A 3,545-nucleotide genomic window follows, 5' to 3' on the forward strand; every position below is an offset into this window, starting at 1 on the left:
AACCGGTAACAACAGCACAGGAGGTGCAGGGCGTTGACGATTCAGTCCCATCCGATCGCGCCCCGCCGCACGTATCTCATCGGCCGCGCGCGGCCGAACGCGATCGTCGGCAAGAACCGTGAGACGGGCGAGATCGCGCTGATCATTTTCGGCGCGTTCCTCGGCATGATGAGCGGGCTCATCGTCCCCGTCCTGTCCCTGCGGATCGTGACGCTGCTCGGGTTCCCGCTCCTCGCCCTGGCCGCGGTGTACGTGCCGTACAAGCACCGCACCGTCTACAAGTGGTTCGAGATCAACCGCAGTTACAAGCGGACCCTGCGCCAGGGCACCACCTACCGCTCCGCCGCCATGGAGTCCGGCACCTCCGCCGACGGCCGTGAGGTGGAGATCGGCCCGCCGCCCGGTATCGGGCGGATCAACTGGCTGGCCGCGCCCTTCGGTCCGGACGAGATCGCCGTACTGCTCCACGCCGACCGCCGCACCGTCACCGCCGCCATCGAGATCGAGGGCCCCGGCGTCGGTCTGCGCGACAGCGAGGACCAGGAGGCCCTCGTCGACCGCTTCGGCACGCTCCTCAAGCACGTCGCCAACGGGGACGGCTTCGTCACCCGCCTCCAGATGCTCGCCCGTACGCTCCCCGCCGACCCCGACGCGCACGCCAAGGACGTCGCCCAGCGCGGCGACTCCGCGTCCCCGGGCTGGCTCCAGGAGTCGTACGAACAGCTCCAGTCCATGGTCTCGACCTCCAGCGAGCAGCACCGCGCCTACCTCGTGGCCTGCATGCACTACACCCGCGAACTGGCCTCCGAGGGCCAGGCCATGGCCCGCGCCGCCCGCCAGGCCGCCGGCGGCAAGGGCGCCCGGCGCCGCAGGCTCGACAAGGACGCCGGGCTCGCCGTCGTCATGGCCCGTGAGCTGACCGACATCTGCGCCCGTCTCGCCGAGGCCGACATCCGTGTCCGGCAGCCGCTCGGGCAGGCCCGGCTGGCCTCCCTCGTGCACTCGATGTACGACCCGGACCACCCCATCGACCACATCCAGGCCATGACGAAACGAAACGCCTGGCCGGCCGAGCTCGACGCCATGGAGCCCACCTACCTCCAGGCCAAGACCCGCGAGTCGTCCACCCGCGCCCCCTGGTGCCACGCCACGGCCTGGGTGAAGGAGTGGCCGATGACGCCGGTCGGCGTCAACTTCCTCGCCCCGCTGCTCGTCCACACGCCCGACGTGATCCGTACGGTCGCGGTCTGCATGGACCTGGAGCCGACCGAGGTCGCCATCGAACGAATGCTCACGGAGAAGACCAACGACGAGGCCGACGCGAGCCGCGCCGCCAAGATGAACCGCACCGTCGACCCGCGCGACATCGCGGCGCACGGCCGCCTCGACCAGCGGGGTGAGGATCTCGCCAGCGGTGCGGCCGGGGTCAACATCGTCGGCTACATCACGGTGTCGTCCCGCTCGCCCGAAGCCCTGGCCAGGGACAAGCGGACGATCCGGGCGTCGGCCGGCAAGTCGTATCTGAAGCTGGAGTGGTGCGACCGCGAGCACCACCGGGCGTTCGTGAACACCCTGCCGTTCGCGACCGGCATCCGCCGATGACCGTCGATCAGAAGCCGACCGCCGCTGATAGGGGCCTGTGATGCGTGATCCCATGTCCGCCTTCACGGACGCCTTCACCACCTTCCTCTTCGGGAAGGTGGAGACGACCAGGCTGCCGGTCCGCACGTCCACCGGTCAGGCGCAGGCCGTCTATCTGCCGACCGCGGCCCCCGGTCTCGGCGACTCGGGCGTCATCATCGGCCGCGAGGTCTACAGCGGCAAGGGCTACATCTACGACCCCTTCCAGCTGTACGGGCAGCAGCTCCCCGCCCCCCACTGGCTGGTCCTCGGCGAGTCCGGCAACGGCAAGTCGGCGCTGGAGAAGACGTACGTCCTGCGGCAGTTGCGCTTCCGCGACCGCCAGGTCGTCGTCCTCGACGCCCAGGGCGAGGACGGCGCCGGCGAGTGGAACCTCATCGCGCAGGAGCTGGGTATAACCCCCATCCGGCTCGACCCGATGGCGGCCCTGGACGGCGGCATCAAGCTCAACCCGCTCGACCCGGCGATCACCACGACCGGGCAGCTCGCCCTGCTGCGCACGATCATCGAGGTCGCCATGGGGCACGGCCTGGACGAACGCTCCGGCTTCGCCCTCAAGGTCGCGCACGCCTACGTCCACGCCACGATCGTCGAGCGCCAGCCCGTCCTGATGGACATCGTGGAGCAACTGCGCCACCCGGAGCCGGAGTCGGCCGCGGCGATGAACGTGGACATAGACGACGTACGGGCCTGGGGCCTGGACGTCGCCCTCGTCCTGGACCGGCTCGTCGACGGTGACCTGCGCGGCATGTTCGACGGCCCGACGACCGTCGGCATCGACCTCGACTCGCCGCTCATCGTCTTCGACCTCTCGCACATCGACCGCAACTCGATCGCGATGCCGATCCTGATGGCGATCGTCGGCGTGTGGCTGGAGCACACCTGGATCCGCCCCGACCGGAAGAAGCGCATCTTCCTGGTCGAGGAGGCCTGGCACATCATCAACTCCCCGTTCGTCGCGCAGCTCTTCCAGCGGCTGCTCAAGTTCGGCCGCCGGCTGGGGCTCTCGTTCGTGGCGGTCGTCCACCATCTCTCCGACGTGGTCGACGGCGCCGCCGCGAAGGAGGCCGCCGCCATCCTCAAGATGGCGTCGACCCGGACGATCTACGCGCAGAAGGCGGACGAGGCGCGGTCCACCGGCCAGGTGCTCGGGCTGCCGCGCTGGGCGGTCGAGATCATCCCGAGCCTGACGCCCGGTATCGCGGTGTGGGACGTCAACGGCAATGTCCAGGTGGTCAAACACCTGGTCACCGAGGCGGAACGCCCGCTGGTCTTCACCGACCGCGCCATGACGGAGAGCAGCCAGGCGTCCGGCGCCCCGGACGCGGCCGGCTCGATGGCCGACGGGCTGTCCGACGACGTGAGAGCCGCCGAGTGGGAAGCCGAACAGCGCGCGATCCTCATGGAACAGCAGCGGCTGGACGCGTCCTCCGAGTCCACGGTGGCGTGAGCGGCATGGCGGCGGGAGGCGGCCCCGGGCCCGGCGCGCAGCGCGGGATCCCGGACGGTCTGATCCTCGGCGTGCTGGGCTTCCTCCTCGGGATCACCCTGTTCGCGTGGACGGCGACGGGCCTGGCCGCGTTCTTGGCGCGCGGCGCGTGGCCGGACTCGGTGACCTTCACCCGTACGCCGTCGGCGATACGGCGGCTGGTCTCGGCACCGCACGACCTGCCCGCCGCCTGGCCCGGCACCCCGTCGGGCGAGCTCTCCGGATACGGGCTGTTCTGGGGCCTGTTCATCGGCGAGCTGATGGTGGCGGCCGTGCTGACGGTGTTCGTGCTGGGCGTGGTGGTCCGCCGGCGGGCGCTGCGTACGGTACGGCTCCGGGAACGCGCGCGGCAGCGCGCCGCCGCCGACCCCGCCGTGGACACGGACGCGCACGCGGATCCGGTTGCGGAGGCGGG

2 protein-coding genes and 1 pseudogene are annotated in these 3,545 nt (G+C 70.6%); all 3 read left to right on the forward strand.

What is annotated here, in order from left to right; translation table 11 throughout:
* The first annotated feature begins 33 nt into the window (after nt 1-33).
* On the forward strand, nt 34-1,602 hold the full coding sequence (locus tag GXP76_RS34675) for an SCO6880 family protein (RefSeq protein WP_242575590.1): 1,569 nt from the start codon (nt 34-36) through the stop codon (nt 1,600-1,602).
* Between the two features lie 40 nt (nt 1,603-1,642).
* Nucleotides 1,643-3,091, forward strand: coding sequence for an ATP-binding protein (locus GXP76_RS34680; RefSeq protein ID WP_242575591.1), 1,449 nt, complete (start codon nt 1,643-1,645; stop codon nt 3,089-3,091).
* 5 nt (nt 3,092-3,096) lie between these two features.
* A pseudogene (locus tag GXP76_RS34685) lies at nt 3,097-3,545 on the forward strand (type VI secretion protein); the annotation flags it as partial.

The sequence above is a fragment of the Streptomyces sp. NP-1717 genome (assembly GCF_022695985.1).
Classification (GTDB): Bacteria; Actinomycetota; Actinomycetes; order Streptomycetales; family Streptomycetaceae; genus Streptomyces.